Below are 25,667 nucleotides of genomic sequence, written 5' to 3'. Positions count from 1 at the left end.
CGCCGCGGCCCCGCGCCTCCGCGTTGCTGGTCTTCGCGCGCTCGACCTCCACGACTCCGGCGTCCGGGGCGCCGACGTGCGGGGCGGGGGAGCCGCCGCCCCGGCGCTCCGCAAGCCCCGGCGCGGCCTCGCGTCGCGCGGGGTTTCGCCGGCCGGCGCGGTCGGTCATCTATGCGCCGCGGGCGCGGCCGCCGGGCGGGTCCTCCGCATCGACGTCTCCGCCCGAGGAGCCGAGCCATGCCCAAGCCCAACGCCGCCCGCGCCGCCGCCTTCGCAGGACTGGCCGTGGCGCTCGGGGGTCTCGCGGCGGGCGCCTGGTTCGCCTTCGCCCCCACCGGCGGCGACGACCGCTTCGCCCAGTGCCGCGCCTCGGCCCTGGCCCCGGGCGCCGCGGCCATCGGCGGCCCGTTCGAGATGACCGACCAGACCGGGCGCACGGTCACCGACGCCGACGTCATCGACGGGCTGACGCTGGTCTACTTCGGCTACACCTTCTGCCCGGACGTCTGCCCCTTCGACACCGCCAACATGGCCCAGACGACCGAGATCCTCGAGGATCGCGGCATCCTGGTGACCCCGGTCTTCGTCACCATCGACCCCGCGCGCGACACGCCCCAGGCGCTGTCGGACTTCGTGGGCGCCCTGCACCCGCGGATGGTGGGCCTGTCGGGCACGCCCGAGCAGACCGCGGCCATCGCCAAGGCCTACAAGGCCTACTACGCCAAGCAGGGCGACGACCCCGAGGACTACCTCATGGATCATTCGACCTTCACCTACCTGATGGCGCCCGAAGTCGGCTTCCTGGACGTGTTCCGCCGCGACATTCCCCCCGCCGAGGTGGCCGACCGGGTGCAGTGTTTCGCCGAAAGACTGTGAAAACGGCGATTTTTTCGCTCCGCCGCGACGTTCCGTCCGCGCGCGCCTTTGACACGGCCGCCGATTTCCATAGTGTCCCCCCAGATTCGCTGGGCGAACGGGAGTTACGCTGTCCATGACCGACCAAGAAGAAGACGACCGGGCGCCGCGGGACATCGGCCCCGACAAGTCGCTCCTGGTGCTTGACGACGACGAGCCCTTCCGCCGCCGCCTCGCCCGCGCCATGGAGCGTCGCGGCTTCGAACCCACCCCGGCCGAGAGCGTGGCCGAGGGCCTGGCGCTGGTGCGCCGCGCCCCGCCCGCCTTCGCGGTGATCGACCTGCGGCTCGAGGACGGCAACGGCCTCGACGTGGTCGAGGCACTGCGCGAGGCGCGCCCCGACAGCCGCATCGTGGTGCTGACCGGCTACGGCGCCATCGCCACCGCGGTCGCCGCGGTGAAGATCGGCGCCACCGACTACCTGGCCAAGCCCGCCGACGCCGACGACGTCGAGGCCGCGCTGCTGTCGGACGGCGAGCAGAAGCCGCCCCCGCCGGAGAACCCGATGTCCGCCGACCGGGTGCGCTGGGAGCATATCCAGCGGGTGTTCGAGCTCTGCGACCGCAACGTCTCCGAGACCGCGCGCCGCCTGAACATGCACCGGCGGACCCTGCAGCGTATACTGGCCAAGCGCAGCCCGCGCTGAGGGCCCCGCCACGACCCCATCCCGAAGGGCGCCCCTCGCGGCGCCCTTCGTCGTTTCGGCCGGCTCGCTCCCCCCTCGCCGACGGCCGCCCTTCCCGCCTCCGCGCGCGACGCGCCCCCCCCCCCCGCCGCCGCCTCGCCCCGCGACGCCCGCCGCTCCCCCCCGCTCCCTCCTCCAGGCGCCCCGGCGCGCGGCCGGCGGCCCTCGCGGAGCGCCTGTTCCCCGGAGCCGTCCATCGCTGATGCCGTAAAGAGCGACTCGCGGGGAGGGGTCCAGGATCGCGCAGCGACCCCGCGAAGCGGGGCTTGTCCTTGACCCCTCCCCGCGAGTCGCTCAGGCATCTTCAGCGATGGACGGCTTCGGGGAGCAGGCGCGGCCCTGTTCCCTGGTGAGTTCGGAAGCGGAGCCCCCCCCGCGCCCCCCTCCGCGGCTCCGGGCTCCCGCCCCCAAGGAAGCCACGCCCCCCTTGCGCCCCGCCCTCCGCGGACGCATCGTCGCCTCGATCCCCCGACAGCCCTGAAGGAGCCCGTCCATGTCCGACCTGCTTTATCTCACGCGCGCGGACGTGGAGGGACTCGGCATCACCGCCCGGGAGATGACGGGCATGCTCTCGCGCCTGCTGACGGGCCTGCGCTCGGGGACCTCGGTGAACACGCCCAAGCGGGCGATCAACCGCGAGGACGGGCGGCTCTACATGTCGATGCTGGCCGCCTCCGACGATCCGCCCCGCTTCGCGGTCAAGTCGCTCGGCGTGTCGCCGCTCAACGCCGAGAAGGGCCTGCCCTCGATCGGCGCCCTGATCACCCTGCACGACAGCGTCACCGGCGCGCCGCTGGCGGTGATGGACGGCGACTGGATCACCGGCGTGCGCACGGCGGCGCTGTCGGCGCTGGCCGCCCAGCACCTGGCGCGCGAGGACGCGAAGGTCCTGTCGCTGATCGGCACGGGGGTGCAGGGGTCCTGCCACCTCGCGCTCTTCTCCCAGCTCTTCCCGCTGACCACGGTGCGCATCCTGGGCCGGGGCCGCGCCAACATCGACAAGCTGGCCGCCGAAGCCCGCGCCCTGGGCCTCGCGGTCGAGGAGGCGTCGGACCCGCAGGCGGCGGTGGAGGGGGCGGATCTCGTGGTCTCCTCCGTCACGCCCACGCCGGAGCTGCCGCGGTTCCTGGATCCCGCCTGGCTCGCCCCCGGCGCCTTCGTCTCGATGGTCGAGCTCGCCCGCGCCTGGCAGGTGGACCGCCTCGCCGGCCGCGCCCGCGTCTTCACCGACGACCGCGAGCAGGAGCGGCAGATGGAGGATCCGCTGCTGGAGTTCTCGCTGATCGAGGGGGACCTCGCGGCCCTCGCGACCGGCGAGGTCCAGGGCCGGCGCGACGCCGCCGAGACCATCGCCTTCGCCTTCCGGGGCCTCGCCATGGGCGACCTGGCGCTGGCGGCGCTCTGCCACGAGAAGGCGCTCGCCGCCGGCGTGGGGACCGCCCTGCCCCGCTGACGCCCCGCGCCTCCGGCCCGTCCCGCCCTCGCCGGCGAGGCGCCCGCGCCCCGGCGCGCGGGGTGGGCGGGCGGGAGCGGGCCGGGGCGCGCGCCGCCCCGCGGGGCGGCGCCCTGCCCTCCGCCCCGGCGGGCGCGAATGGAAAAGGGGGCCCGAAGGCCCCCTCTCCCGGTCCGCGGCGGCGGCGGGGATCACTCCACCAGCTTCACCACCACGGTGTCGGAGATCTCGACCTCGATCGGGTCGCCCTCGTCCAGCGAGGCGACGAAGGCCCGCGCCTCGTCGTTGGTCAGGTGGTAGCGCACCACGTTCCCCTCGGGCGAGCGGAAGACCGCCACGTCGGTCTTGTCGTTCCAGACCACGAAGGTCATCACCGAGCGGGTCAGCTTGCCCCCCACCATCGCCGGCGAGCCGCCGGAGGCGGCGGGCGTCGACATCAGCTCGGTCTGGGTGCCGCCGGTGTCGTCGCCGGGCTCCGCCGGCCAGGCGGTGATCGCGCGGGTGCGCATCGCCTCGACCACGTCGCCGGGCTTCACGCCGATGGCGCCGGTCATCTCGGCGGGGGGGCGGTGCACGAAGGTCTCGCCGGTGGCGAGGTCGCGCATCATGATCTGGCCGCCGGAGGGGTCGACCGAGAGGATCTCGGCCCGCATCCGCGTGGTCTCGGCGATCGAGACGCCGTCGGAGACGTCGACCTCGGCCTCCGGCGCGGGCGAGGCGCAGGCGCCCAGCGCCAGCAGGCCCGCCAGCCCGGCGACGGCGAGCGCCCCGCGCCCGGTCGCCGCGCGGCGGCGGGGGGCGCGGCCCCGGTCGGACGTCGTTTCGCGATGGTCGCGGCGCAGGCGGATCATATCGGGCACTCCCATGCTGTCGGTCGACAGGGAGCCCGGCGGGCCCCGGTCCGTCAAGCCCTCGGGCGCGCGCGGCCCCCGCCTGACGCGCCTCCGCGGCGCCCCGGACGCGCCCCATGCCGCGCCCCAGGGCCGCGTCCCGGGCCCGCCGAGGACCGCCCCGCGGTTGACTCCGGCCCCTGCCGCGCGTAAAGGCCCCGGAATTCTCCGGAAGCCCAGACCGCTTCCGGTCCCCGCCGTGCGCGGGGATCGCCTCCGGCCAGCGCGTCGCGCCCGCCGGAGCGCTTGACGTTTGCGCCGTCCCCACCGACCTGCGTCGGACCGGGACAAGAAAGGCCTCCCGCGCCGGGCGCGGGTCGCGAAAGGAAGGAGCGCCGGCATGTTCGAGAGTCTCTCCGAACGCCTCTCGGGCGTCTTCGAGAAGCTGACCAAGCAGGGCGCGCTGTCGGACGCCGACGTCGCGACCGCGCTGCGCGAGGTGCGCGTGGCCCTGCTCGAGGCCGACGTCTCGCTGCCCGTGGCGCGCGACTTCATCAAGGCGGTGCAGGAGAAGGCGACCGGCCAGGCCGTCACCCGCTCGGTCACCCCCGGCCAGCAGGTCGTGAAGATCGTCCATGACGAGCTGGTCCACGTGCTCGCCGGCGACGGCGAGGAGATCGGCCGCCTGCGCGTCGACAACCCGCCCACGCCGATCCTGATGGTCGGCCTGCAGGGCTCGGGCAAGACGACGACCACCGCCAAGCTCGCGATGCGGCTCAGCCAGCGCGAGAAGAAGAAGGTCCTGATGGCCTCGCTCGACGTCCGCCGCCCGGCGGCGATGGAGCAGCTTCAGGTCCTGGGCCTGCAGACCGGCGTCGAGGTGCTGCCGATCGTGAAGGGCGAGAGCCCGGTGCAGATCGCGCGGCGCGCCAAGATGACCGCCGAGCAGGGCGGCTTCGACGTCTACATGCTCGACACCGCCGGCCGCCTGCACGTCGACGACGAGCTGATGGACGAGGCGATCGCGGTGCGCGACGCGGTCAAGCCGCGCGAGACGCTGCTGGTCGTCGACGGCCTCACCGGCCAGGACGCGCTGAACGTGGCCGAGAACTTCGACGGCCGCATCGGCGTCACCGGCGTGGTGCTGACCCGCATGGACGGCGACGGCCGTGGCGGCGCGGCGCTGTCGATGCGCGCGGTCACCGGCAAGCCGATCAAGTTCGTCGGCCTCGGCGAGAAGATGGACGCGCTCGAGGAATTCCACCCCGAGCGGATCGCCGGCCGCATCCTGGGCATGGGCGACATCGTCTCGCTCGTCGAGAAGGCGCAGGAGACCATCGAGGCCGAAGAGGCCGAGCGCATGATGAAGCGGTTCCAGAAGGGCCGCTTCGACATGAACGACCTCATGAAGCAGTTCGAGCAGATGATGGCCATGGGCGGCATGGGCGGCCTGATGGGCATGCTGCCGGGCATGGGCAAGATGCAGAAGCAGATGGACGAGGCCGGGATCGACGACAAGATCCTCAAGCGCCAGATCGCCATCATCCAGTCCATGACCAAGGAGGAGCGGAAGAACCCCGACATCCTCAAGGCCAGCCGCAAGAAGCGCATCGCGGCGGGCTGCGGCATGGACGTGGCCGACGTGAACAAGCTTCTCAAGATGCACCGCCAGATGGCGGACATGATGAAGAAGATGGGCAAGATGGGGACCAAGGGCCTGATGCGCGGGGGCCTCGGCGCGCTCTTCGGCGGCAAGGGCGGCGGCATGCCCCCGGGGATGACGCCCCCCGCAGGCATGGGCGGCGCCCCCGGCGCCGCGCCGAAGCTTCCCGCCGGCATGGGCGGGATGGGCGGCGGCATGCCCGGCGGTCTTCCGGGCCTCGGCGGCGGCGCCCCCCTGCCCCCGGGCCTGTCGGGGTTCGGCAAGAAGAAATGAGCTTCCGCCTCGACATCCCCACGCTGGAGACGCAGCGCCTGGTGCTTCGCGCGCCGCGCGCGGACGATTTCGACGTGTACGCGGCCTTCATGGGCTCGCCGCGGTCGGAGTTCGTCGGCGGCCCCGTCGTGCGCGGCGAGGCGTGGAAGGACTTCGCCTCCTTCCTCGGCTGCTGGGCCCTGCACGGCTACGGCCCCTTCTCGGTCGAGGAGAAGGCGAGCGGCGCCTTCGTGGGCATGATCGGCCCCTGGTTCCCCGTCCACTGGCCCGAGCCCGAGATGAGCTGGGACCTGATGGAGGGCTACGAGGGCCGCGGCTACGCCACCGAGGCGGCGCTCGAGTCCCGCGACTGGGCCTATCGCAGCGCCGGCTGGAGCACCGCGATCAGCCTCGTCGCCGCCGAGAACCACGCCAGCCGCGGCGTCGCCGAACGGCTCGGCTGCGTGCGCGAGGGGCTCTTCGTCCACCCCGAGCAGGGCTGGGAGGCCGAGATCTGGCGTCACCCCTCGGCCGCGGAGCTGGCGGCATGAGCCGGGTCGTGACCATTCCCACGCTCGAGACCGAGCGGCTGGTGCTGCGCGCCCTGCGGCTGGAGGATTTCGAGCCGCTGGCCGCCTTCTACGCCGGCCCGCGCGCCCGCTTCGTCGGCGGGCCGATGACCCGGCAGCAGGCCTGGAGCAAGTTCCTGTCCTTCCTGGGCATGTGGACCCTGCACGGCTACGGCATGTTCGCGATCGAGGAGAAGGCCACCGGCGCCTTCGTCGGCCGCACCGGCCTGCAGCGCCACGACTACGCGCCCGAGCCGGAGATGGCCTGGTCGGTCCTCGACGGCTTCGAGGGCCGCGGCTACGCCTTCGAGGCGACGCTGGCCGCGCGCGACCACGTGCGCGAGACGCATGGCGTCGACGCGCCGATCAGCCTGATCGACGGCGCGAACGCCGCCAGCCTCGCGCTCGCCCGCCGCCTGGGCTGCGTGCGCGAGGCCGGCGACTTCGCCTATCCCGACGGCCACGTCGTCCAGGTCTGGCGCCACCCGGCGCGGGCCCGGCTCGCGGCCCAGTGAACCGAGGGGAGGACGACATGACCGAGACGGCGAAGACCGCCCGGCCCGACGCGGGACAAGAACCCGAGCACGTGGTCCGCGCCCGCGAGGTGCTGGCCAAGCTGCGGGGCGACATCGACAACCTCGACGCGATCCTGGTCTACACGCTGGCCCAGCGCTTCAAGGCGACCCAGGCGGTCGGCCGGCTGAAGGCCGAGCACGACCTGCCCCCCGCAGACCCCGACCGCGAGGCGCGCCAGGTCGCGCGCCTGCGGCAGCTGTCGAACGACTCCGGTCTCGACCCCGAGTTCGCGGAGGCCTTCCTGGCCTTCATCATCCAGGAAGTCATCCGCCACCACGAGAAGCTGCAGAGCTGATCCGAACCCCGGGCGCGCGCGCCCGAACCTCAGACCCGGGCCGAAACGCCCGACACGACCTCCCGGCGCGAAGCGCCGGACCGAAACCCAAGGAGACCAAGACCATGGCCATCAAGATTCGTCTCGCCCGCGGCGGTTCCAAGAAGCGTCCCTTCTACCGCGTCGTCGCCGCCGACAGCCGCGCCCCCCGCGACGGCCGCTTCATCGAGAAGCTGGGCACCTACAACCCGCTCCTGCCCAAGGACTCCGAGGAGCGCGTGAAGCTCGACGTCGAGAAGATCCAGGCGTGGATCGCCAAGGGCGCCCAGCCCACCGACCGCGTCGCCCGCTTCCTGGAGGCCGCCGGCGTCCGCGAGAAGGCCGAGCGCGCCAACCTGAAGAAGGCCCAGCCGGGCAAGAAGGCCGTCGAGCGCGCGAAGGAGCGCGAGGACAAGGCTGCGAAGGCCGCCGAGGCCGCCGCCGCCGCGAAGGCCGCCGCCGAGGCGCCCGCCGAGGCCCCGGCCGAGGAAGCCTCCGCCGAGTGATCGCCTGGGCGGCGGGAGGGCGGGGCGTACGGGCCTCGCCCGCCCGCCGCGCCGCTTCGCGCGGCCCCGGTCAAGGCTTCCTTCACGGCCCCTCCCCCAGGATGACGCCATTCGACGGGCGCATCGGAAGGAGGATCGGGCCATGGCCGGCGACGCGCGGGTGCGGGAGCGGAAGTTCTGGATCGGCGTCGGCTCCTCCGACCATGTCGAGGAGGCGGTGTCGCGGATGTTCTGCCTGCTGTCCCACGGGACCGAGGCGGCGCTGCACGCGATGCACCCCGGCGACGGCCTGGCGCTGTTCGCCAAGCGCACCACCGACCACTCCGAGGAGCTGGTCGAGCGGTTCGAGGCGATCGGCGTCATCGGTCCCGGCACCGCCTGGACCCGCGGGCGCGACGGCGGCGTGATCCGCCGCCTGCAGGCCCGCTGGATCGCGCCGGCCCGCCCGGTCCATGCCGAGGCCGTGATCTCGCGGCTGGCCTGCATCAAGACCCCCGCCCGCTGGCGGGCGTCGCTGGCGCGGGACCGCAAGGCGATCGGGCGCGAGGATTTCGCCCGCCTCGCCGAGGCGATGGACCTTCCCGGCTTCGCCTGGGAGATCCGCAACGACCGCGGGCTGGATTTCGCGGTCGACGCCGACGGCCAGGAGGCCGCCGGCGCCCTGGAATCCGGCCGCGGCCGCTCCCTCCGAGGGGCGTCCCGGCCCCAGAAAGGTCCGTTCCGGACGCGGGGATGATGAGCGACGAACCGATCGGCAAGGTCTGCGTGGGCGCCATCGCCGGCGCCTTCGGGGTGCGCGGCGACGTGCGCCTCAAGAGCTTCTGCGCCGAGCCCGAGGCGATCGGCGACTATGCGCCCCTGACCGACGAGGCCGGGCGCGAATACGCCGTGACCATCGAGCGCCCGATCAAGGGCGGCTTCTCGGCGCGCCTGGGCGGCGTGCGCACCCGCGAGGAGGCCGAGGCGCTGAAGGGCGTGCGCCTCTACGCCCCCCGCTGGAAGCTGCCGAGCCTGCCCTCGGACGAATTCTACCACGCCGACCTGATCGGCCTGCCGGTCTTCGACGGCGGCGGCGTGCGGCTGGGCAAGGTGCGCGCGGTGCATGACTTCGGCGCCGGCGACATCCTCGAGATCGTCTCGCCCGACATCCGCCAGCCGGTGATGCTGCCCTTCACCCGCGCGGCCGTGCCCATCGTCGACCTCGCCGCCCACCGCATCGTCGCCGACCCGCCCCCGGGCGTCTTCCCCGACGACGGCGTCGAGGAGCGCGGCCCCGGCGAGGGCCCCGAGGACGCCGCCCCCGATGCCGCCCCGGACGAGGAGCCCGGCGCGTGAGCGACGCGCCCGACGCGCCGAAGCCGGCCGCAGGCGCCCCCGATCCGGCCGCGGGCGCCGAGGCGCAGCCTTCCGGCGACGCGCCCGCCCCCGCCCGCTCCCACGGGCGGCTGACCATCTCCGCCTCCCGTCGCCCGCGCGACCTGATGGAGGAGACGCGGGTCAAGAACGCCTGGCGCGCCACCGTCGTCACCCTGTTCCCCGGCATGTTCCCCGGCCCCCTGGGCGAGAGCCTGCTGGGCCGCGCGCTCGCCGAAGGCCTGTGGGCGCTGGAGCGGGTGAACCTGCGCGACTATGGCCTGGGCCGGCACCGGGCGGTGGACGACACCCCCGCCGGCGGCGGCCCGGGCATGGTGCTGCGCGCCGACGTGGTGGCCGCGGCGCTCGACGCCGCGCCTCGCCCCGGCCCGATCCTGATGATGTCCCCGCGCGGGCGCCCCTTCGACCAGGCCATGGCCCAGAGCCTCGCCGAGGCCCCCGGCGCGACCTTCATCTGCGGCCGCTTCGAGGGGATCGACGAGCGCGTGCTGGAGGCCCGCGGCATCCACGAGGTCTCCCTGGGGGATTTCGTGATGACCGGCGGGGAAATCGCCGCGATGGCATTGATCGACGCCACGGTTCGGCTTATACCGCGCGTCCTCGGGAACCCCGAGTCCGTGGAGACGGAATCCTTCTCCCACGGGCTTCTGGAAGCCCCGCAGTATACGAGGCCCCCCGTGTGGGAAGGGCGCGAGATCCCGGAGACGCTTCTCTCCGGCAATCACGCCCGGATCGCGGAGTGGCGTCGGCAAGCGGCCGAAAGGCTGACCAAGGAACGTCGACCCGATCTCTGGCGGGCGCACCGGGAGCGCAGCTCCGGTCCGGACCCGAAGGAAGCCCAGAGCGCTCGGTCGCGCATCAGTCCGTCCCCCGCCCAGCCGGGTCCGGGGAAAAAAGACGGCCAGGACAAGGAATAGAGGTCATGAACCTCCTGCAGACGCTCGAGCTCGAGCACGCCAAGGAACTTGGCAAGTCCATCCCCGACTTTCAGGCCGGCGACACCATCCGCGTCGGCTACAAGGTGACCGAGGGCACCCGCACCCGCGTGCAGGCCTTCGAGGGCGTCGTGATCGGCCGCAAGGGCGGCAACGGCATCGGCGGCTCCTTCACCGTCCGCAAGATCTCGTTCGGCGAGGGCGTGGAGCGCGTGTTCCCCATCCACTCGCCCAACATCGATTCGATCGAGGTGGTGCGCCGCGGCCGCGTGCGCCGCGCGAAGCTCTACTACCTCCGCGCCCGTCGCGGCAAATCGGCCCGCATCGTCGAGAAGACCAACTACAAGCCGCGCGACGGCTTCTCGGGCGGCCGCGCCCTGCCCGGCGCCGAGTAATCCGCGCGGGGCCCCGCGCCCCTGCCGACGTCATCGAGGGCGCGCGCCGCAAGGCGCGCGCCCTTCGCGTTCCGGCCCCCCCTATTTCGCACCCCGCGGCCAGGTCAGATAGCCCAGCACCGCGGCCTCGAGCCTCGGGCGCAGGGCCTGCGGGTCCGTCTCCCCCGCCCGGGCGGCGGCGTCGATCATCCCGCGGGCGATGGCGAGCGCATCGCGCGCGGCCTGCGGCCCCGCCCCGGGCGCCAGCGCGCGCACCGCCGCCAGCACCTCGTCGATCAGCGCGGCCTCGAGGGCGGCGGCGTCCTCGCGCTGGTCGACCTCCTGCTCCAGCCCCTCCAGCGCGAGGGCGAGGCGGGGGCGGGCGAACTGGTGGCGCAGCGCCGCCTCCAGCATCGCCGAGAGCGTCGCGCGGGGATCGAGGCCGGCCGCCGCCGCCTCCCGCACCTCCGCCAGCAGGCGCCCCCGCTCCCGCGCCGCCAGGGCGGCCACGATCGCCTCGCGGTTGGGGAAGTACTGGTAGAGGGAGCCCACGCTCGCCCCCGCCCGCTCGGCGATGCGGTTGGTGGTCAGGGCGCCGCGCCCCTCGCCCTCCAGAATGCGAGCGGCGGCCTCGACCAGCGCCTCGGCGGTGGCCCGGGCGCGGGCCTGTCTGGGCGTCTTTCTCGGGGGATGGGCCATGGCGGGTCCGGCGCCGGGGAATGCGAGTTGCGAATGCGAGCATTCGCTCGGATTTTCAGTCCCGAAGCAACCCCCTCGCCCGGAGCCCGCGATGACCTCTCCCGCACCCGCCCCCTCTTCGCCGCCGATGACCGTATTCCTGCTGCTGCGCGCCCGCCCCTCGTGGCTGGCGCTCGACCGCGCCGCGCGCGACGCGCTCGCCGGCCCGGCCATCGCCGAGGCCTTCGGCGCCCGCGGCCTGCGCCTTCGCCATTTCGACGCCGAGGCCTTCCACGGCCGCGTCTCCGACATCGCGATGGTCGAGGTCGACGCCCCCCTGACCTGGCACGGCGCGATGGAGCGGCTGCGCGACTCGCCCCTGCTCGCGCAGGATCACTTCGAGGTGGTCGACATCCTGCCCGCCATCGAGGACGGGTTCCGCCTTTACGAGGCGGGCCTCGCCGGCGCCGCCGCCCCGGCCTGAGCCGACCGGCGCGCCCGCCCGGACGCCGCCCGCGCGGCCCGGAACGCCCGCGTCTCACGAAACCGGCGCCGGCGGCTGCGCCGCTGGACGCGGCGCGCCGGGCGGGCGATGCTCCGCCCTCCGCGCCGCATCCGGCCGCGGCCTCCGTCCGTTCCGCCCCCCCCGCCTGCCGAGCCTTCCCATGACCGTCGACGCCGCCGACCCCCTCGCCGCGAACCTCGCCCGCTGGAACGCGCGGGCCGAGATCCACATGGCCGACCGCACCGGCTTCTACGACGTCGAGGGCGTCGTCGCCGGGACCCGGACCTTCGAGGGGGTGAGCGACGCGGACCTCGGGCCCGTCGAGGGCCTGCGCATCGCCCATGTGCAATGCCACTTCGGCCTCGACAGCCTGATCCTCGCGCGCAAGGGGGCGGTGGTGGAGGGGCTCGACTTCTCCCCCGTCGCCATCGAGGGGGCCCGCGCGTTGGCCGCGCAGACCGGCCTTCCCGCCACCTTCCACCTCGGCGACGCGATGCGCGCGGCCGAGGTGATGGGGGCGGGGCGCTTCGACATGGTCTTCGTCACCTGGGGCACGATCTGCTGGCTGCCCGACGTCTTCGCCTGGGGCGCGCAGGTGGCGGCGCTGCTCAAGCCCGGCGGGCGGCTGTTCTTCCGCGACGGCCACCCCGCGGCGCAGGCGCTGGACCCGGTCGACGGGCGGCTGGTTCCCTGCTTCGACTGGCGCACCGCCCGCGAGGCGCCGCTGCGCTTCGAGGAGGAGACCACCTACACCGGCGACGCCGACGCCTTGCCCCCGGTCGCGGATCACGAGTGGATCCACCCCGTCTCGGACATCGTCATGGCGCTGCTGCGCGCGGGCCTGCGCCTCGACGGGATCGAGGAGCATGACTTCCTGGTCTGGGACATGTGGCCCGGCGTGACCGAGCGGGGCGAGGACGGCCTGTGGCGCCTCCCCCCCGGCCAGGTCCGCGTGCCGCTGAGCCTGACCGTCCGCGCCTCGCGCCCGGCATGAGCGCCGTGCGTCCCGCCCCAAGCCGCCCCGGCGCGGCCGCCGCGCCGCAGTCGGCCTCGGCCGCGCGGCGGCGCCCGTCCGCCGTCCCCGCGCGGGCGACGTCCCCGGGTTCGATGCGGCGGGCCGCGAAGGCCCTCGCGACGGCGGCGGGCGCGGCGCTGCTCGGCTCGCTGCTCCTCGCCGCCCCGGCCCTCGCCTGCGGCTCGCCCGAGACCGTCTGCACCGTCGAGGGCGACTTCGGCGCCGGGGAATACCGGCTCGCCCTGCCCGAGGCCCGGACCGAGGGCGCGGCGCTGCCCGTCGTCGTGGTCCTGCATGGCTACGGCGGGCAGGCGGCGGTCGCGGTGCGCTCCGCCGTCATGGCGGGGGAGTGGCTGGCCCGCGGCTGGGCGGTGCTCGCGCCCCAGGGGATGCCCCGGCGCGAGGGCGACGCGGGCGGCGCCTGGAACAGCCGCGCCTCGACCGCCGGGCGCGACGACGTGGCCTTCCTGCGCGCGGTGCTGGCCGACGCCGCCGCCCGCGCGCCCATCGACCCGACCCGCGCGGTGCTGGGCGGCTTCTCCGGCGGGGGCATGATGACCTGGCGGGTCGCCTGCGACGCGCCCGGGGCCTTCCGCGCCTACCTCCCCGTCGCGGGCCTCCTGTGGCGCCCCCTGCCCGAGGCCTGCGCCGGCCCCGCCCCGATGCTGCACGTCCACGGCTGGAGCGACCCGGTCGTCCCGCTCGAAGGCCGCTCGGTCGCCGGCGGGCGGATCACGCAGGGCGACCTCTTCGCGGGGCTCGCGCTGATGCGCGCCGCCAACGGCTGCACGCGCGACGACCCCGACCAGATCGCGCTGGGCGAAGCCTTCTGGCTGCGCCGGTGGAACGGCTGCGCCGGGGCGCCGCTGGCCTTCGCCTTGCACCCGGCGGGACATGTCGTCCCCTCCGGCTGGGCGGACCTGGCGCTGGACTGGCTCGCCTCGCTGGAGGCGACCGAGGAGTGACCGGACGATGATGCGCACGCTCGCCCTGACGCTGACGGCGCTGGTCGCCTTCGCGGCGAACTCGGTCCTGTGCCGGGCGGCGCTGGATGCCGGGATGCTCGACGGGCGCACGCCCGACGCCGCCGCCTTCACCGCGCTGCGCCTGGTTTCAGGGGCGGCGATGCTGTGCCTGTTGCTGGCCGCGCGCACGCCGCTCGGGCCCGCGCTGAAGGGCGCGCAGCCGATCTCGGCGCTGGCGCTGCTGGCCTACGCGGGGCTGTTCTCGATGGCCTACCTGGACCTGAACGCCGGCATCGGCGCGCTGATCCTGTTCGGGGCGGTGCAGACCTCGATGTTCGCGGGCGCGCTGATGCTGGGCGAGCGTCCGCCGGCGATGCGCTGGCTGGGGGCGGGCTGCGGGCTGGCGGGCCTCGCCTGGCTCGCCGCGCCGGGGGCGAGCGCCCCGCCGCTGCTGGCCTCCCTGCTGATGGCGGGGGCGGGGGCGGCCTGGGGGGTCTATTCCCTGCGCGGGCGCGGCTCCTCCCGTCCGCTGGCCGACACGGCGGGGGCCTTCGTGCTGGCCGCGCCGCTGGGCGTGGGGCTGTGGGCGATCGCCTGGGCGCTGGGGGCCGCGCCGGGCCTGGGCGGGCGCGAGATCCTGCTCGCCGTCGCCTCGGGCGCGCTCGCCTCGGGCTGCGGCTACGCGGTGTGGTACGCGGCGCTGCCCCGGCTCGAGGCGTCGATGGCCGCCGTCTCCCAGCTCGCGGTGCCGCTGATCGCGCTGGCGGGCGGGCTCGCCTGGCTGGGCGAGGCGCCCTCGCCGCGGTTCTGGACCGCCGCGGCGCTGATCCTGGGGGGGCTGGGCGTCGCCGCCCTCGCCGCGCGCCCCCGCCGGGCCTGAGCGCCTACCAGTCCGACAGCACCGCCGCCTCGAGCGTCCCCGGCGCCATCGCCGCCAGCCGCGCGTCGTGGGAAGGGCTGGCCGGATCGCCCCAGATCCCGGCCGCGGCCCGCATCCCCTCGGGCGCGCCGCGCCGCGCGGCCTCGAGGTAGTGCAGCAGGGCCACCACGTCGTCCTGGCGCACGTGCCGCCCCTCGTCGAACAGCGCCCCCAGCACCAGCCACGCGGCGGGCGAACCCTGCTGCGCCGCCTGTTCGAGCAGCGCGTAGGCCACCGCCTCCTCCCCCTGCCGCCACAGGGCCCGGGCGAGCTGGAGGCGCAGGCGCGCGAGGTCGGGCCGGCGCGCCACCGCCGCCACGCAGGCCGCCCGCGCGGCCTCGGCCGCCAGCGCCGGGCCCGCCACCGGCTCCGCCCGCCGCTCGGGGTCCGGGGCCCAGGCCGCCAGCCGGTCGCAATCGGCCACCGGGTCGCGGGCGGCGGCGAGGGCGGGCGCGTCATGCGCGGCCTTGCCCAGCGCGGGGCCGCACAGCGCCCCGGCCAGCCCCAGCGAGGCGAGAAGCAGGCGCGCGGGGCGCAGGGCGGCGAGGTCGAGGATCACGGGTCGGCGGCTCCGGCGCAGGCGCGGCGAGGGGTTTCACGACAGTCTGACGAAGCTTTCGTGACGATCAAGGCCCGCCTGCCCCGACGTGCCCTCCGCCCCCGGCGGATCGTTTCGCAAAGGGCGACGACGCGACGCGGCGCAGGCCCCGCCCTGCGGCCCCGGCGCGCTCGACTTCCCCTCCGCCCCGCGGCAATGCTGCGGCCGTGTGGAATGAAAGGGCGTGACTCCATGAACTACGCGGCGATCACCGAGACCTTCACCCAGCTGGCGCTCGAGGCCGGCGACCTGATCATGCAGGTCTACGCCTCGCCCGATTTCGAGGTGAAGTCGAAGTCCGACGAGAGCCCGGTGACCGAGGCCGACGAGAAGGCCGACGCCCATATCTCGGCCGGCCTGCGCGCCGCCTTCCCCGACCTGCCGCTGGTGACCGAGGAGCAGGCGGGCACCCATTCCCAGCAGGTCTCGACCTTCCTGATCGTCGACCCGCTGGACGGCACCAAGGAATTCGTGAACCGCCGCGGCGAGTTCACCGTGAACATCGCCCTCGTCGAGGACGGCGTGCCGACGCATGGCGTGGTCTACGCCCCCGCGCTGGGCCGGCTGTTCCGCACCACCGCCTCCGGCGGGGCCGAGGAGATGAACGTCGAGACCAAGGCGACCACGCCGATCTCGGTCTCGACCCCCGACATGGGCGGGCTGAACGTGGTGGCCTCGAAGTCCCACCGCGACCAGGCGACCGACGACTACATCGGCCAGTACCAGGTGGCGGACTTCCTCTCGGCCGGCTCCTCGCTGAAGTTCTGCCTGGTGGCGACGGGGGAGGCCGACCTCTACCCGCGCCTGGGCCGAACGATGGAGTGGGACACCGCCGCGGGCGACGCCGTGCTGCGCGCCGCCGGCGGGCATGTCGACAAGATGGAGGGCGGCGGGCCGCTCCCCTACGGCAAGTCGGGCTTCGCGAACCCGTTCTTCGTGTGCTATGCCCCCGGCGTAGACGTGAAGCCCCTGTGAACGAGGGGCGCTGAAGAACGAGGCCGCGAATGCGCGCCGCCATCATCATCCCCGCGCGATACAAGAGCTCGCGCTTCCCCGGAAAGCCGCTGCAGGCCCTGAAAGGGGCCGACGGCGTCTCCAAGACCCTGATCCAGCGGAGCTGGGAGGCGGCGATGGCCGCCTCCGGCTTCGCCGAGGTCGCGGTCGCCACCGACGACGACCGCATCGCGGACCATGCCCGCGGCTTCGGCGCGACGGTCATCATGACCCCCGAATCCTGCCGCAACGGGACCGAGCGCTGCGCCGCCGCCCTGCCGGGCCTGGCGCAGGCGCCCGACCTCGTGGTGAACCTGCAGGGCGACGCGCCCCTGACGCCGCCCTGGTTCGTCGAGGCGCTGCGCGACGCCATGGCCGCCGCGCCGGAGTTCGACGTGGCCACCCCCGTCCTGCGCTGCGACGCCGAGGCCCACGCCGCCTTCCTCGAGGATCGCGCGGCGGGCCGCGTCGGCGGCACCACCGCGGTCTTCGACCGCGCGGGCCGGGCGCTCTACTTCTCCAAGGAGGTGATCCCCTACACGGGCCGCACCTTCTCGGCCGAGGAGGTCCCGCCCGTCTTCCACCACGTCGGCTGCTACGCCTACCGCCCCGCCGCTCTGGCGGCCTACGGCGGCTGGCCCGAAGGCGAGCTGGAGCGGTGGGAAGGGCTGGAGCAGCTCCGCTTTCTCGAGAACGGCACGCCGCTGAAATGCGTCGAGGTCGAGGCCCGCGGCCGCGTGTTCTGGGAGGTGAACAACCCCCAGGACGTCGCCCGGGTCGAATCCGCCATGGCGCGCGCCGGACTGAGCTGATCCGCTGCGCGCACGCGTCGCGGCGAAAACCTCCGCGGCGCCGGGATCCGGTCACGTCGTCGTCACGAGGGCGTGTCCAAGGTGCCCGCGTCGCGCCCAGCCCGGACCCCAGGGTCCCCAGCCGCGCGGCGCTCCGGCCGACAGGTTTGCGCCGGAGGGCGCGACACGAACCGGCCCGCGCCGAGACCCGGCGAAGACACGGGCCCGCGCCGCAAGGCGCAGGACGAACAGGATGAGAGACGCGCCGCGCCCCGGGGCCGGACGCGCTCCGCAACGAGGACGAGAATGAGCAACAAGGTCACGAAGGCGATCTTCCCCGTCGCGGGGCTGGGCACGCGGTTCCTGCCGGCGACCAAGGCGATCCCGAAGGAGGTTCTGCCCCTGGTCGACCGCCCGCTGATCCAGTACGCGATCGACGAGGCGCGCGCCGCCGGCATCCGCGAATTCATCTTCGTCACCAGCCGGGGCAAGTCCGCGCTGGAGGATTACTTCGACCTCGCCCCCGAGCTCGAGCGCGCCCTGGTCGAGAAGGGCAAGGACGACCTGCTCTCCGAGGTCCGCAAGGCCAACATGGACTCGGGCCAGATCGCCTACGTCCGCCAGACCGAGGCGCTGGGCCTGGGCCACGCCGTGTGGTGCGCCCGCCGCCTGATCGGCCCGGACGAGCCCGTCGCGGTGCTGCTGCCCGACGACGTGATCTCGGCCGAGACGCCCTGCCTCGAGCAGATGATGGAAGCCTACAAGGAGACCGGCGGCTGCATGGTCGCCACCATGGAGGTCCCGCGCGAGCAGGTCTCGTCCTACGGCGTGCTGGACGTGGCCGACGACATGGGCCGCCTGGTGAAGGCGCAGGGCATGGTCGAGAAGCCGAAGATCAACCCGCCCTCGAACCTCGCGGTCATCGGGCGCTACATCCTCGCCCCCTCGGTCTTCACCACGCTCAACGACGGCCAGAAGGGCGCGGGCGGCGAGATCCAGCTGACCGACGCCATCGCCCGCGAGATCACCGAGGGCCGCGACGTCTACGGCTACCGCTTCGAGGGGCGGCGCTTCGACTGCGGCTCCAAGTCCGGCTTCCTCAAGGCCACGGTCGCCTTCGGCCTGGCCCGCCCCGACCTGGGCCCCGACTTCGCCGAGTTCCTGCGGGACACGGTCAACTACATGCCGAACCCGGGGGAGTAAGGCCCGCATGGCGAAAGTTCTGGTGACCGGCGGCGCGGGCTACATCGGCTCGCACGGCTGCAAGGCGCTGCGCGCGGCGGGCCACGAGCCCGTCGTCTTCGACAACTTCCGCACCGGCTGGAAGCAGGCCGTGAAGTTCGGCGAGATGATCGAGGGCGACCTGCTGGACGAGGCGTCGCTGAAGGCCGCCTTCGACACGGTGAAGCCCGACGCGGTGATGCACTTCGCGGCGCTGTCGAACGTGGGCGAGTCGGTCGCGAACCCCGATCTCTACTGGCGCAACAACGTGGGCGGCTCGCTCAACCTGCTCTCGGCCATGGCCGGGGCGGGGGTGAAGGCGATCGTGTTCTCCTCGACGGCGGCCACCTACGGCGAGCCCGACCAGGACCCGATCACCGAGACCGCGCCCCAGCGCCCGATCAACGCCTACGGCGCCTCCAAGCTCGCGGTCGAGGCGATGCTCGACGACTTCGAGAAGGCCCACGGCATCCGCTCGATCGCGTTCCGCTACTTCAACGTGGCCGGCGCCGACCCCGAGCGGCAGATCGGCGAGCATCACGTGCCCGAGACGCACCTGATCCCCAACGTGCTCGACGCCGCCGCCGGCGCGCGCGAGGCGCTGACGGTGAACGGCGACGACTACCCCACGCCCGACGGCACCTGCATCCGCGACTACGTCCACGTGATGGACCTGGTCGACGCGCACGTGCTGGGGACCGAGTGGCTGCTGGCCGGCAAGGAGAGCCTGCGGCTCAACCTCGGCACCGGCTCCGGCTTCTCGATCTGGGAGGTGATCGGGGCGGCGAAGGACGTGGTGGGCACCGAGATTCCGCTGAGCGTCGGCCCGCGGCGTCCCGGCGACCCCTCGCGGCTGGTCTGCGACGGGACCCGGGCGCGGGAGGTGCTGGGCTGGGCGCCGAAGCGCAGCGTCATGGCCGAGATGATCGGCGACGCCTGGGCCTGGCGGCAGACCGGCCGATACAGCGCCTGATCCCATGGCGCGGCGTCTGCTGGATCTGACGCGAACCGTGGCCCGCGCCGGGCGAGTGACGCCCGGCGCCATCGACCGAACCGAGCGCGCCTGGGCCGCGCGCCTCTCGGCCGATCCCGACGCGCGCTTCCTGGTCTCGGCCGGCCCCCGCCACGTGCTGCTCGACGGCGACGGCGCGCGGGAGCTGATCGCGGCGCTGGAAAGCGGCGAGGAGCTTCCCCCCGCCGACCTGCGCGGCGCCTTCTCGCCCTGGAAGACCGAGCGTCAGCGGCGCGCCGACAGCCTGGCGCGGCGCCTCTCGCGCGGCATGGGCGAGGACCTGGCTTCCCTGCTCGCCGCCAGCCCGGGCCCCTGGACCTATCTCAACATGGCGCAGGCGCAGCTCGACGCCGGACGCCTGAAGGCCCTGCGCGCGGGCGGCGCCACCCGCGCCGTCGCCATGGCCCACGACCTGGTGGCGCTGGAGCGGCCCGAGCTGACCCGCCCGACCGAGCCCACCCGCCTGCTCGCCTTCCTCGCCGCGGCGGGGCTGTGCGACGGGGTCGTCTACGCCTCGCCCGAGACCGCCGCCATCGCCGGGCGCGCGTTCGAGAGCGCGCCCCCCGGCCGCGTCGCGCCCCCGGGCGTCACGCCCCTGCCCACCCCGTCGGGCGCCGACGCCGCCGACGCCGAGGAGGCTGCGGGCGCCTTCGTGATGCTGGGCGCGATCGAGCCGCGGCGAAACCACCTCGCCATGCTCTGGATCTGGCGGCGCCTGTGGGACGAGTTGGGCGAGGGCGCGCCGCGCCTCTTCATCCTCGGGCGCCGGGCCTCCGAGTCGGAGATGGTGCAGGACATCCTCGAGCGCTCGCCCATGGCCGGGCGCATCGTGTTCGAGCGGCGGGACCTGAGCGACGCGCAGGTCGCGGGCCGGCTCTCGGCCGCCTGCGCCCTGCTCGCGCCCAGCTTCGCCGAGGGTTCGGGCCTCGCGGTCGCCGAGGCGCTGACGCTGGGCTGCCCGGTGCTCGCCGCCGACATCCCCGCCCTGCGCACGGCCGGGGGCGCGGCCCCCGACTACATCGACCCGCTGGACCTGCCGGAGTGGCTGGAGGCGATTCTCGCCTACGCCCATCCCAGCGGCGAGGGGGCCGATCCGCGGGCCGTCCAGCTCGCTCGACTGGCCGAATGGCGGCCCCGCACCTGGGCCGCGCATTTCGAGGAAGTCGACGATTTCCTTGAGGAAATCGAGGCCTGAGCCGTCCTCTCGACGGCCCGGACAGCTTGTCACGTGCGCGTCACGCCGCCCCTGTCAAACAGAGGATGGAGGCGGGCCGCACGCGGTCTGCGCCGGGGAAACCGCAGGGTGCGGTTTCGCGGCCCGCCGATCCTGCCGGCTGCGCATCGCGCCGGCGGGAGCTCCCGGCGCCGGCCCGCTCCATCGGGTCGGCGCACGCAGCCCCGGGGCGGCACCCCCGGTGGGCGCGCAAGGGGGCCGAGGGGTCGGGCGGCGACGTCCGGCCCCTTTGATGCGGCCGCCCTCCCCCTCCCGCCGCGCCAGCCGAAGCCGAACGCGCCGGGCTTGGGCCTGCGGCCGTCATGTCGTAGGGTAAACCAGACGCAGTCGGCGTTTCGTGAACAGGGGAGCGCGAACATGGCCGGGACCTTCACGTTCAGCCGCAAGGTGAACTTCAAGCAACTGATCGACTCGTTGACCGAGGTCGACGGCGACGGCGACGCCACGACCTTCGAGGGTCAGACCGCCGACGGAACGACCGACCTCTTCGCCGACGGCGCGTTCCTGGCCAATGGCCACGTCGCGGGCACGGCGACCTCGATCGAGTTCTCCAAACCCGGCGGCGGCGTCTTCGGCGCCTTCGGCGGCACGGTCGCGCTCGACACCTCCGACGGGGGTTTCGATTTCGCGCCGCCGCTCTCGGGCGGCGTGACCGTGCTCGCGGGTCGGGCCGACGATCGCCTGACCGGCCTTCGCGGCGGCGACGACTCGGTCGACGGCGGCGGGGGCGACGACGTGATCGACGGCGGCGGGGGGAACGACGGCCTCTCGGGCGGCGGCGGCGCGGACGCGATCTTCGGGCGCGGCGGCTTCGACGTGATCTCCGGCGACGGCGGCAAGGACGTGCTCAAGGGCGGCGGCGGCGGCGATTTCCTGACCGGCGGCGGCGGCGACGACGAACTGGTCGGCGGCGGCGGGATCGACAATCTCGACGGCGGCGGGGGCGACGACGTGCTGCGCGGCGACGGCGACGGCGTGGGCGACTTCCTGCGCGGCGGCGCCGGGAACGACCGCCTGATCGGCGACGCCGGCGACAACCTGATCGGCGACGCGGGCGCCGACACGATCATCTCCCGCGGCGGCAAGGGCGTGTTCATCGACGCCGGCTCCGGCAAGAACCGCGTCTTCCTCGAGGACGGGCGCCGCAACGCCGAGGACGTGGGCTTCCTGTTCGGCGACGACGGCAAGACCGTGATCAAGGGCGCGGACGAACACGACCGCTTCGAGATCTTCGCCAACCTGTCCGAATCCGAGGCCGACTCCCTCTTCGGCACGGCGAACGAGGGCAAGGTCGCGAACCGGATCTTCGAGGCGCTGGAGGATTCCTTCGATCCGGGCGGGCGCAAGAGCACCTGCTCGATCGACGACATGGACCTGGTGTTCCGCAACTTCGACGGACCGCCCGGATCCCTGCCCGACCAGTTCGAGGTGACCGTCTTCATCTTCCCCGACACGCCCGGCTGAGCGGCCCGGCGGGTCCGGCGGGCCTCAGCCCGCCGCGAGCGCCGCGAAGCGGCGCGCGATGGCCGGGGCCTGCCCGAGATGGGCCGCGGGGTCGAGCTCCGCCGCCCAGTCGATCCCTTGGCCGGCCTCGGTCTCCGCCAGCATCTCGGCCAGCGGGCGGCCCTGCGCGACCGCCGCCTTGCAGGCGGCCTTCACCGTGGCCTGCGCCTTCGGCCGCGGCATCGCCTGCGCCAGGCGGAAGCTCGCGGCCTCGGCCATCATCAGTCCGCCGGTGGCGTCCATGTTCGCCCGCATCCGCGCCGGGTCCGGGCGCAGGGCGCCCGCCAGCGCTTCGGCATGGCGCAGGGCGGCGGCGGAGGCGAGGCAGAGCTGCGGCAGGCTCAGCCACTCCAGCGTCCAGGCGGCGCCGTCGCGCTCATGGGCCGCGAGCATCGCCTCCTGCGCCGCGCCCGATAGGCGGGAGGTCAGGCGCGCCAGCGCGATCAGCGTCTCGGCCCCCACCGGGTTCGCCTTGTGCGGCATGGTCGAGGACCCGCCCCCCTGCCCCGCCTGCAGCTCGCCCACCTCCGACTGTCCCAGCAGGGCGAGGTCGACGCCCATCTTGCCCAGGCTCGCGGTCTGGATGGCGAGCGCAGAGGCGAGCTCGGCCAGCCCGTCGCGCCCCGCGTGCCAGGGCAGTTCGGGGCAGCCCAGCCCCAGCTCCGCCGCCATGGCCTGCGCGACCGCCTCCGCCCGCGGCCCCAGCGCGGCGGAGGTGCCCGAGGCGCCGGCCAGCGAGATCACCAGCACCCGCGGCCGCAGCTCCGCCAGCCGCGCGCGGGCGCGCAGCAGCGGTGCGCCCCAGGCGGCGATGCGCGCGCCCAGCGTGGTGGGGGTGGCGATCTGGCCGCGGGTGCGCGCGGCCATCGGCAGCTCCGCCCAGCGCTCCGCCGCCTGGCCGAGCTGCGCCAGGATCGCGGCGAGGCGCGCGTCGGTCAGCTCCAGGAACGGGCGCAGGCGCAGGGCGAGCGCGGTGTCGACGATGTCCTGGCTGGTGGCGCCGTGGTGGATGAAGGCCGCGTGCTCGGGCGCGCCCATCGCGGCGCGGAACGCCTCGACGAAGGCCGGCGCGGTCACCCCGGTCGCGGCCGTCCCCGCGGCCAGCGCGCCGGGGTCGATCGCGACCTCGCGCGCGGCGCGGTGGATGGCGCGGGCCGCCGTCTCGGGGATCAGCCCCAGCTCTCCCTGCGCCTTGGCCAGCGCCCCCTCGGCCAGCAGCATCGCCCGGATCTCAGACGCGTCCGAGAACAGCCGCGCCGCCTGCGGGTCCGAGAGATGCTCGCGCAGCATCACGCTGTCGAAGGGAGAGGCGGTCATCGGCATCCTCCGCGGCCTTGAGAACTCGCGCGGACCATGCCCCTCGAGCCCCCCAAGCGCAACGCCGGCCGACGAAGAGCGACGATTCGGGCGGGTCAAGGCTCGCGAAGCGACCCCGCGCAGCGGGGCTCGGCCTTGACGCGCCCGGATCGTCGCGCACGCTCGCGAGAGGCCGGCCCCGCCGGCCTTCTCAGCAGAAAGCGAAAGATGCCCCCGCAGACCAGACCTCGCCCATCCAGGCGCCGTCCCCCGACCCGGTGCGCTGGGGTGGGCGGGCGGGAGGCGCGCCGGGTCGGGGGACCAACATCGCCCCCGCCCGAACGCCCGTCATTCCTGGAAGAGGCCTCAGCCCCCCGACGTCTCCGCCGCGATCTCGGAGGCCTTCTTGCGCCCGCGCTCGGTGGCCGACTTCAGCTGCCCGCAGGCCGCCATGATGTCCTGCCCCCGCGGCGTGCGCACCGGCGAGGCGTAGCCCGCCCGGTTCACGATCTCGGCGAAGCTCTCGATCCGGTCCCAGTCCGAACGCTCGTAGGGCGAGCCCGGCCAGGGGTTGAAGGGGATCAGGTTGATCTTCGCGGGGATCCCCGCGATCAGCTGCACCAGCCGCTTGGCGTCCGCGTCGCTGTCGTTCACGTCCTTGAGCATCACGTATTCGAACGTGATCCGCTCGGCGTTCGACAGGCGCGGATAGTCCCGGCAGGCCTGGAGCAGCGTGGCGAGGTTCCATTTGCGGTTGATCGGCACCAGCACGTCGCGCAGCTCGTCGCGCACCGCGTGGAGCGAGATCGCCAGCAGCGAGCCGATCTCCGCCCCCGCCCGCGCGATGTTGGGCACCACGCCGGAGGTCGAGAGGGTGATGCGGCGCCGCGAGATCGACAGCCCCTCGCCGTCCATCGCGATCTTCATCGCGTCGCGCACGCCCTCGAAATTGTAGAGCGGCTCGCCCATGCCCATCAGCACGATGTTCGACAGCAGGCGGCGCTCGGGCGGGCGCTGGCCGGCGACGGGCCATTCCTCGAGGTCGTCGCGGCAGACCAGGATCTGGGCCACGATCTCCTCGGCGGTCAGGTTGCGCACCAGCTTCTGGGTGCCGGTGTGGCAGAAGGTGCAGGTCAGCGTGCAGCCCACCTGGGAGGAGACGCACAGCGTGCCGCGATCCTCCTCGGGGATGTAGACCGCCTCGACCTCATGGCCCCCGGACAGGCGCAGCAGGTACTTGCGCGTGCCATCGTTGGAGATCTGGCGCGCCACGATCGCGGGGCGGTCGAGGCGGAAGTTCTCGGCCAGCTGCGCGCGGTAGCCCTTGGCGAGGTTGGTCATCTCGGCGAAGTCGGTGACCCCGCGCTGGTAGATCCACGACCACAGCTGTGCGGCGCGCATCTTCGCCTGGCCCTCGGGCGTGCCGGCCGCGATCAGCGCCTCGACCATCTGCGGACGGGTCAGGCCGACCAGCGGGCGCAGGCCCTCGGCCGCCTTCGGCGCGAAGCCGGGCGTGTCCTGGGTCAGCGGAACGGCGGGGGCCGCGCCCGAGGAAGCCTCGAGGGACGGGGCGGCGGCGCCGGCGGTCTGCGCGGGTGTCATGGCTCTCTCCGGGTCGGGTCGGACGCGGGGACCGCCGGTGCGGTCCGCGCGAAAGGCTGCGCCCCCCGCGAGGTGCGGAGGGCGCGCAGGCCGTCACATAGCATTTCCGCCGCGCCCGTCCAAGAGGGGCGCGCGCCGCCGCGTCATCCGCGCGCCCGAAGCGGCGCCTGCGCCCCGCCCCGCGGCCGCCGGGCCGCTCCCGGATCGCCGCCCGCAAGGGCGGCGCGCCTCACTTGCAGCGGGTCTGGGCCGAGGTCAGCGCGTCGGTGAAGCCCAGCAGCGAGAAGCGGTCGATCGTGGTGGTCCCGCGCGCGGAGACGCCCGTCAGGACCACCGCCGCGCCGGCCTTCATCGCGGTGATGATGTCGCCGTCGTCGTTGGGATAGGTCCAGGCGTTCTCGCCCTCGGTGAACAGCTCGAACTTCTTCGAGCCGATCTCCGCCTCGACGGTCGAGCCTTCCTTGAACGGATAGCCCGCGACCATCGCGATCTCGTTCTTCACGCCCTGACGGGGGCGCACGGCCACCGTCAGGTAGATGTCGCCCCGCTGGACCTGCACCGGCTTGCCGCCCCGCTTGGCCACCGAGCTCTGCGGCTGGGTGACGATCCAGCAGACCGGCCCCCCCGCGTCCGCGGTGAAAACGGACCAGTCCCGGAACGCCTCGACCCGGTTGGTGGACTGCTGCGCGGCCGCCTGGACCGGCGCCGTCTGCACCGCCGCCAGGGCCAGCGCCACAGCCGCAAGCCGCGCGCCGATGCGCTTCATGCCCGCGCGTTTCGCCTCAGCCTTCATGCTCGCCTCGATTCGCCTGCAATCGCCGTTCTGCCTGCTTCCGTCGGCGAGCCCTTGCGGCGACGTCCCGAGACGGCCGCGGGGGCGGCCGTGCTCT

27 protein-coding genes and 1 pseudogene are annotated in these 25,667 nt (G+C 74.2%); 22 read left to right on the top strand and 6 right to left on the bottom strand.

Annotated elements, in window-relative coordinates:
* Window positions 1-237 precede the first annotated feature (237 nt).
* The 3 genes from P2H44_RS07990 to P2H44_RS07980 all read left to right on the top strand — a co-directional run bounded on the left by P2H44_RS07990 (window position 238) and on the right by P2H44_RS07980 (window position 3,053).
* Complete coding sequence (locus P2H44_RS07990; protein WP_275762966.1) at window positions 238-876, top strand: SCO family protein; 639 nt, start codon at window positions 238-240, stop codon at window positions 874-876.
* A gap of 115 nt (window positions 877-991) precedes the next feature.
* Window positions 992-1,561 (top strand): ActR/PrrA/RegA family redox response regulator transcription factor, encoded by a 570-nt coding sequence (locus tag P2H44_RS07985; protein WP_275762965.1) that lies wholly within the window; start codon window positions 992-994, stop codon window positions 1,559-1,561.
* Window positions 1,562-2,093: 532 nt separating this feature from the next.
* Complete coding sequence (locus tag P2H44_RS07980; RefSeq protein WP_275762964.1) at window positions 2,094-3,053, top strand: ornithine cyclodeaminase family protein; 960 nt, start codon at window positions 2,094-2,096, stop codon at window positions 3,051-3,053.
* Between the two features lie 191 nt (window positions 3,054-3,244).
* Here P2H44_RS07980 and P2H44_RS07975 read toward each other — a convergent pair whose 3' ends face one another.
* On the bottom strand, window positions 3,245-3,919 hold the full coding sequence (locus P2H44_RS07975; RefSeq protein ID WP_275762963.1) for a hypothetical protein: 675 nt from the start codon (window positions 3,917-3,919) through the stop codon (window positions 3,245-3,247).
* 364 nt (window positions 3,920-4,283) lie between these two features.
* Here P2H44_RS07975 and ffh point away from each other — a divergent pair, with 364 nt between their 5' ends.
* From ffh to rplS, 9 genes and pseudogenes are all read left to right on the top strand, one after another.
* On the top strand, window positions 4,284-5,819 hold the full coding sequence (ffh, locus tag P2H44_RS07970) for a signal recognition particle protein (RefSeq protein WP_275762962.1): 1,536 nt from the start codon (window positions 4,284-4,286) through the stop codon (window positions 5,817-5,819).
* Window positions 5,816-6,349 (top strand): GNAT family N-acetyltransferase, encoded by a 534-nt coding sequence (locus P2H44_RS07965; RefSeq protein ID WP_275762961.1) that lies wholly within the window; start codon window positions 5,816-5,818, stop codon window positions 6,347-6,349. The genes ffh and P2H44_RS07965 overlap by 4 nt, the downstream gene beginning before the upstream one ends.
* Window positions 6,346-6,882, top strand: a complete 537-nt coding sequence (locus P2H44_RS07960) for a GNAT family N-acetyltransferase (RefSeq protein WP_275762960.1) — start codon at window positions 6,346-6,348, stop codon at window positions 6,880-6,882. Before P2H44_RS07965 ends, P2H44_RS07960 begins: the two co-directional genes overlap by 4 nt.
* A gap of 17 nt (window positions 6,883-6,899) precedes the next feature.
* Window positions 6,900-7,238 (top strand): chorismate mutase, encoded by a 339-nt coding sequence (locus P2H44_RS07955; RefSeq protein ID WP_275762959.1) that lies wholly within the window; start codon window positions 6,900-6,902, stop codon window positions 7,236-7,238.
* A 104-nt stretch (window positions 7,239-7,342) separates the two neighbouring features.
* Complete coding sequence (rpsP, locus tag P2H44_RS07950; protein ID WP_275762958.1) at window positions 7,343-7,762, top strand: 30S ribosomal protein S16; 420 nt, start codon at window positions 7,343-7,345, stop codon at window positions 7,760-7,762.
* Between the two features lie 142 nt (window positions 7,763-7,904).
* Entirely contained in the window at window positions 7,905-8,498 is a 594-nt protein-coding gene (locus tag P2H44_RS07945) for an EVE domain-containing protein (RefSeq protein ID WP_275762957.1), read from the top strand.
* Window positions 8,498-9,004: pseudogene (gene rimM, locus P2H44_RS07940) on the top strand (ribosome maturation factor RimM); the annotation flags it as partial. The gene P2H44_RS07945 and the pseudogene rimM, both read left to right, overlap by 1 nt.
* Window positions 9,005-9,093: 89 nt before the next feature.
* Entirely contained in the window at window positions 9,094-10,053 is a 960-nt protein-coding gene (gene trmD, locus P2H44_RS07935) for a tRNA (guanosine(37)-N1)-methyltransferase TrmD (RefSeq protein ID WP_462976272.1), read from the top strand.
* Between the two features lie 5 nt (window positions 10,054-10,058).
* Complete coding sequence (gene rplS, locus P2H44_RS07930; RefSeq protein ID WP_275762956.1) at window positions 10,059-10,466, top strand: 50S ribosomal protein L19; 408 nt, start codon at window positions 10,059-10,061, stop codon at window positions 10,464-10,466.
* A gap of 81 nt (window positions 10,467-10,547) precedes the next feature.
* Here rplS and P2H44_RS07925 read toward each other — a convergent pair whose 3' ends face one another.
* Window positions 10,548-11,144: a TetR/AcrR family transcriptional regulator gene (locus P2H44_RS07925; RefSeq protein WP_275762955.1), complete on the bottom strand. Its 597-nt coding sequence runs from the start codon at window positions 11,142-11,144 to the stop codon at window positions 10,548-10,550.
* Between the two features lie 91 nt (window positions 11,145-11,235).
* Here P2H44_RS07925 and P2H44_RS07920 point away from each other — a divergent pair, with 91 nt between their 5' ends.
* The 4 genes from P2H44_RS07920 (at window position 11,236) to P2H44_RS07905 (ending at window position 14,488) form a co-directional block, all read left to right on the top strand.
* Window positions 11,236-11,607 (top strand): darcynin family protein, encoded by a 372-nt coding sequence (locus P2H44_RS07920; RefSeq protein ID WP_275762954.1) that lies wholly within the window; start codon window positions 11,236-11,238, stop codon window positions 11,605-11,607.
* A gap of 181 nt (window positions 11,608-11,788) precedes the next feature.
* Window positions 11,789-12,622: a class I SAM-dependent methyltransferase gene (locus P2H44_RS07915; RefSeq protein ID WP_275762952.1), complete on the top strand. Its 834-nt coding sequence runs from the start codon at window positions 11,789-11,791 to the stop codon at window positions 12,620-12,622.
* A gap of 113 nt (window positions 12,623-12,735) precedes the next feature.
* Entirely contained in the window at window positions 12,736-13,608 is an 873-nt protein-coding gene (locus P2H44_RS07910) for a CE1 family esterase (RefSeq protein ID WP_275762951.1), read from the top strand.
* Between the two features lie 7 nt (window positions 13,609-13,615).
* Window positions 13,616-14,488 carry a DMT family transporter gene (locus tag P2H44_RS07905; protein ID WP_345798982.1) on the top strand — a complete coding sequence of 291 codons (873 nt, stop codon included), beginning with the start codon at window positions 13,616-13,618 and terminating at the stop codon, window positions 14,486-14,488.
* 4 nt (window positions 14,489-14,492) lie between these two features.
* Here the strand turns inward: P2H44_RS07905 and P2H44_RS07900 are convergent, their stop codons facing one another.
* Window positions 14,493-15,086, bottom strand: a complete 594-nt coding sequence (locus P2H44_RS07900; protein ID WP_275762950.1) for an SEL1-like repeat protein — start codon at window positions 15,084-15,086, stop codon at window positions 14,493-14,495.
* Window positions 15,087-15,317: 231 nt separating this feature from the next.
* Between P2H44_RS07900 and cysQ the strand changes: the two genes are divergently transcribed.
* The 6 genes from cysQ (at window position 15,318) to P2H44_RS07870 (ending at window position 21,840) form a co-directional block, all read left to right on the top strand.
* Complete coding sequence (gene cysQ / locus P2H44_RS07895) at window positions 15,318-16,100, top strand: 3'(2'),5'-bisphosphate nucleotidase CysQ (protein ID WP_275762949.1); 783 nt, start codon at window positions 15,318-15,320, stop codon at window positions 16,098-16,100.
* Between the two features lie 29 nt (window positions 16,101-16,129).
* A complete protein-coding gene (locus tag P2H44_RS07890; RefSeq protein ID WP_275762948.1) occupies window positions 16,130-16,930 on the top strand; it encodes a 3-deoxy-manno-octulosonate cytidylyltransferase in 801 nt (266 codons plus the stop codon).
* A 285-nt stretch (window positions 16,931-17,215) separates the two neighbouring features.
* Window positions 17,216-18,112, top strand: a complete 897-nt coding sequence (galU, locus tag P2H44_RS07885) for a UTP--glucose-1-phosphate uridylyltransferase GalU (RefSeq protein ID WP_275762947.1) — start codon at window positions 17,216-17,218, stop codon at window positions 18,110-18,112.
* Window positions 18,113-18,119: 7 nt separating this feature from the next.
* On the top strand, window positions 18,120-19,103 hold the full coding sequence (galE, locus tag P2H44_RS07880; RefSeq protein ID WP_275762946.1) for a UDP-glucose 4-epimerase GalE: 984 nt from the start codon (window positions 18,120-18,122) through the stop codon (window positions 19,101-19,103).
* A 4-nt stretch (window positions 19,104-19,107) separates the two neighbouring features.
* A complete protein-coding gene (locus P2H44_RS07875; protein ID WP_275762945.1) occupies window positions 19,108-20,337 on the top strand; it encodes a glycosyltransferase in 1,230 nt (409 codons plus the stop codon).
* Window positions 20,338-20,733: 396 nt separating this feature from the next.
* Complete coding sequence (locus tag P2H44_RS07870) at window positions 20,734-21,840, top strand: hypothetical protein (RefSeq protein ID WP_275762944.1); 1,107 nt, start codon at window positions 20,734-20,736, stop codon at window positions 21,838-21,840.
* A 24-nt stretch (window positions 21,841-21,864) separates the two neighbouring features.
* Here P2H44_RS07870 and P2H44_RS07865 read toward each other — a convergent pair whose 3' ends face one another.
* From P2H44_RS07865 to P2H44_RS07855, 3 genes are all read right to left on the bottom strand, one after another.
* Complete coding sequence (locus P2H44_RS07865) at window positions 21,865-23,196, bottom strand: lyase family protein (protein ID WP_275762943.1); 1,332 nt, start codon at window positions 23,194-23,196, stop codon at window positions 21,865-21,867.
* A gap of 345 nt (window positions 23,197-23,541) precedes the next feature.
* The gene (gene rlmN, locus P2H44_RS07860) at window positions 23,542-24,777 is read right to left on the bottom strand and encodes a dual-specificity RNA methyltransferase RlmN (protein ID WP_275762942.1); all 1,236 of its coding nucleotides are present in this window, start codon (window positions 24,775-24,777) and stop codon (window positions 23,542-23,544) included.
* Between the two features lie 229 nt (window positions 24,778-25,006).
* Window positions 25,007-25,570, bottom strand: a complete 564-nt coding sequence (locus P2H44_RS07855) for an invasion associated locus B family protein (RefSeq protein WP_345798981.1) — start codon at window positions 25,568-25,570, stop codon at window positions 25,007-25,009.
* Between the last annotated feature and the right edge of the window lie 97 nt (window positions 25,571-25,667).

The sequence above is a fragment of the Albimonas marina genome (genome assembly GCF_029223255.1).
In the GTDB taxonomy this organism is placed as follows: domain Bacteria; phylum Pseudomonadota; class Alphaproteobacteria; order Rhodobacterales; family Rhodobacteraceae; genus Albimonas.
The sequence above is the reverse complement of the archived record's forward strand: the minus strand, read 5'-3'. Positions and strand labels throughout refer to the sequence as shown.

What these genes read in the sequence shown, in the direction of transcription:
- P2H44_RS07990 (WP_275762966.1), top strand. Translation starts at nt 238, where the DNA reads ATGCCCAAGCCCAACGCCGCCCGCGCCGCCGCCTTCGCAGGACTGGCC.
- P2H44_RS07985 (WP_275762965.1), top strand. Translation starts at nt 992, where the DNA reads ATGACCGACCAAGAAGAAGACGACCGGGCGCCGCGGGACATCGGCCCC.
- P2H44_RS07980 (WP_275762964.1), top strand. Translation starts at nt 2,094, where the DNA reads ATGTCCGACCTGCTTTATCTCACGCGCGCGGACGTGGAGGGACTCGGC.
- P2H44_RS07975 (WP_275762963.1), bottom strand. Translation starts at nt 3,919, where the DNA reads ATGGGAGTGCCCGATATGATCCGCCTGCGCCGCGACCATCGCGAAACG.
- ffh (WP_275762962.1), top strand. Translation starts at nt 4,284, where the DNA reads ATGTTCGAGAGTCTCTCCGAACGCCTCTCGGGCGTCTTCGAGAAGCTG.
- P2H44_RS07965 (WP_275762961.1), top strand. Translation starts at nt 5,816, where the DNA reads ATGAGCTTCCGCCTCGACATCCCCACGCTGGAGACGCAGCGCCTGGTG.
- P2H44_RS07960 (WP_275762960.1), top strand. Translation starts at nt 6,346, where the DNA reads ATGAGCCGGGTCGTGACCATTCCCACGCTCGAGACCGAGCGGCTGGTG.
- P2H44_RS07955 (WP_275762959.1), top strand. Translation starts at nt 6,900, where the DNA reads ATGACCGAGACGGCGAAGACCGCCCGGCCCGACGCGGGACAAGAACCC.
- rpsP (WP_275762958.1), top strand. Translation starts at nt 7,343, where the DNA reads ATGGCCATCAAGATTCGTCTCGCCCGCGGCGGTTCCAAGAAGCGTCCC.
- P2H44_RS07945 (WP_275762957.1), top strand. Translation starts at nt 7,905, where the DNA reads ATGGCCGGCGACGCGCGGGTGCGGGAGCGGAAGTTCTGGATCGGCGTC.
- rplS (WP_275762956.1), top strand. Translation starts at nt 10,059, where the DNA reads ATGAACCTCCTGCAGACGCTCGAGCTCGAGCACGCCAAGGAACTTGGC.
- P2H44_RS07925 (WP_275762955.1), bottom strand. Translation starts at nt 11,144, where the DNA reads ATGGCCCATCCCCCGAGAAAGACGCCCAGACAGGCCCGCGCCCGGGCC.
- P2H44_RS07920 (WP_275762954.1), top strand. Translation starts at nt 11,236, where the DNA reads ATGACCTCTCCCGCACCCGCCCCCTCTTCGCCGCCGATGACCGTATTC.
- P2H44_RS07915 (WP_275762952.1), top strand. Translation starts at nt 11,789, where the DNA reads ATGACCGTCGACGCCGCCGACCCCCTCGCCGCGAACCTCGCCCGCTGG.
- P2H44_RS07910 (WP_275762951.1), top strand. Translation starts at nt 12,736, where the DNA reads ATGCGGCGGGCCGCGAAGGCCCTCGCGACGGCGGCGGGCGCGGCGCTG.
- P2H44_RS07905 (WP_345798982.1), top strand. Translation starts at nt 13,616, where the DNA reads ATGATGCGCACGCTCGCCCTGACGCTGACGGCGCTGGTCGCCTTCGCG.
- cysQ (WP_275762949.1), top strand. Translation starts at nt 15,318, where the DNA reads ATGAACTACGCGGCGATCACCGAGACCTTCACCCAGCTGGCGCTCGAG.
- P2H44_RS07890 (WP_275762948.1), top strand. Translation starts at nt 16,130, where the DNA reads ATGCGCGCCGCCATCATCATCCCCGCGCGATACAAGAGCTCGCGCTTC.
- galU (WP_275762947.1), top strand. Translation starts at nt 17,216, where the DNA reads ATGAGCAACAAGGTCACGAAGGCGATCTTCCCCGTCGCGGGGCTGGGC.
- galE (WP_275762946.1), top strand. Translation starts at nt 18,120, where the DNA reads ATGGCGAAAGTTCTGGTGACCGGCGGCGCGGGCTACATCGGCTCGCAC.
- P2H44_RS07875 (WP_275762945.1), top strand. Translation starts at nt 19,108, where the DNA reads ATGGCGCGGCGTCTGCTGGATCTGACGCGAACCGTGGCCCGCGCCGGG.
- P2H44_RS07870 (WP_275762944.1), top strand. Translation starts at nt 20,734, where the DNA reads ATGGCCGGGACCTTCACGTTCAGCCGCAAGGTGAACTTCAAGCAACTG.
- P2H44_RS07865 (WP_275762943.1), bottom strand. Translation starts at nt 23,196, where the DNA reads ATGACCGCCTCTCCCTTCGACAGCGTGATGCTGCGCGAGCATCTCTCG.
- rlmN (WP_275762942.1), bottom strand. Translation starts at nt 24,777, where the DNA reads ATGACACCCGCGCAGACCGCCGGCGCCGCCGCCCCGTCCCTCGAGGCT.
- P2H44_RS07855 (WP_345798981.1), bottom strand. Translation starts at nt 25,570, where the DNA reads ATGAAGGCTGAGGCGAAACGCGCGGGCATGAAGCGCATCGGCGCGCGG.